The organism is Labilibaculum euxinicum (genome assembly GCF_009795715.1).
GTDB classification, from domain to species: Bacteria; Bacteroidota; Bacteroidia; order Bacteroidales; family Marinifilaceae; genus Labilibaculum; species Labilibaculum euxinus.
Genome location: NZ_WTCR01000032.1, coordinates 1 through 1,669, shown reverse-complemented (window position 1 = coordinate 1,669; position 1,669 = coordinate 1). Strand labels below are relative to the sequence as shown.

Annotated in this window: 1 protein-coding gene; it reads right to left on the bottom strand. The window is 40.7% G+C overall.

Annotated elements, in window-relative coordinates; translation table 11 throughout:
* Nucleotides 1-60 precede the first annotated feature (60 nt).
* A partial coding sequence (locus tag GQR60_RS19940; protein ID WP_225441469.1) for an IS1182 family transposase occupies nucleotides 61-1,669 on the bottom strand: 1,609 nt, incomplete at its 5' end.

Below are 1,669 nucleotides of genomic sequence, written 5' to 3'. Positions count from 1 at the left end.
TAACGTCAGTCTGTCTAAAAACTCATCAAACTGCTCAATTAAGTGTTAAATATAGCGGTTTTAAGGATACATAAAAATTGAAAATGCTTTTATTTGGAAATAGAATTGAGGTCTTATTTGGGCGACACTTAACTTTAACAGCAGTATTAATTCAAGAAAATAAGATAATTGCTGTATTGCCCATTTCATGAGGGTTTTCAGGCCAATAATATTGATTAAGCGGCGCAGGTTGTAGGCGGTCATTTGTAAGCCCACATCGGCACTTGCCCTTGCGATGCCTTTTTTTGTCATAATGTGATCGAATCCCCATTGTCGTTTTATGGTTCCGTAAGGATGTTCGACTATTGCCTGCCGTCGTTTATAATAAGTTTGATTCTGATCTGCGCGTTGTTTGTTTACCTCAATGAGATCCTGGTATTCGCTGCGTTGTATTGCCTTTCCACAGACTGCCTTGCTGCATTGGTCTTTTACACTGCAGTTTGCACAGGCTTTGGTCGTATAGCGTTTAAACTGGTAGGTTCTGGCCTGGTGCCATCTTCCGTTAGTTCTTAGTTGTTGGTTTTGCGGACAGGTATAATAATCCTCCTGCTTGTTGTATCCGAAATTGTCTACATTATATTCTGGATTCGGTGCTTGTGCTGCCACTCTGGGTATGGCTACTATGGTTTCAATACCCAATCGATCCGCGACAGCGAATTCTGAACCGGTATGGTAACCTTTATCGTAAAGAGCCGTGAATTGGTTGCTTCGTAAAATCGTTTTTGCACGCTGCAGCATATTGCCCATGGCTTTGCTGTCGTTGGCATTTGTTACTTTGTAATCGATGGGGATGTTGTTTTCTGCATCAACCGTGGTTTGTATGTTATAAGCGACTTCGGTAATGTTATTACGGGTAATCATCTGACGGCTGTCAGGATCGGAAGTAGAGATTTGAGGCTGACCTGTTTGCTTGATTTGACTCTCTATATTTTGATACTCCTTTTTCCGATCAGTTTGTTTACTGATTTCTTCTTCGATGATCTTTTTTTTATCGCCGTCACTTTCTGCTAATGCCTTTTCATACTCCGAAAGCTTGTTCTCAATATAGATTAAGTGACGGTCAATCTTTTTTTGATTGAAGTTGTTTTTCTTGCTGTTTTGTGCCCTGAGTTTGGTGCTGTCACCGGCCAGCAATTTTCCTCCAATCAAATTAAAGTGTTTGGCCAGCTGAACGGTTTGCCGGAATACTTTTTTTATTGCTTTGGGGTTGTCCCGTCTAAAGTTGGAGATGGTATTGTGGTCAGGGCTTAAGCACCTGAGCAACCACATAACTTCTATGTTTCTCGTACACTCTTTCTCTAAACCCCGGGAGGAGCGGGTTCTGTTCAGATACCCATAAATGTAGAGTTTGAGTAAATCCGATGGACGGTAAGCCGGTCGTCCGTTTTCATCAAAATCAACTTTAAAACCAAAGTCATTCAAATCAAGGTTGTCAACAAACAGGTCGATCAAGCGAACTTCATTGTCTTTAGCAATTGACTGATCCAGTGAGATGGGAAAAAGATGAGTTTGTGTTCTGTCTTGTCCTTGCATAAATCTCATACCATAAGATAACAAAGTGTTGAAAACCTGCCAAATACAGCAATTATAACTTATCAACAACTTATCAAGGTTTTTAGACAGTCTGACG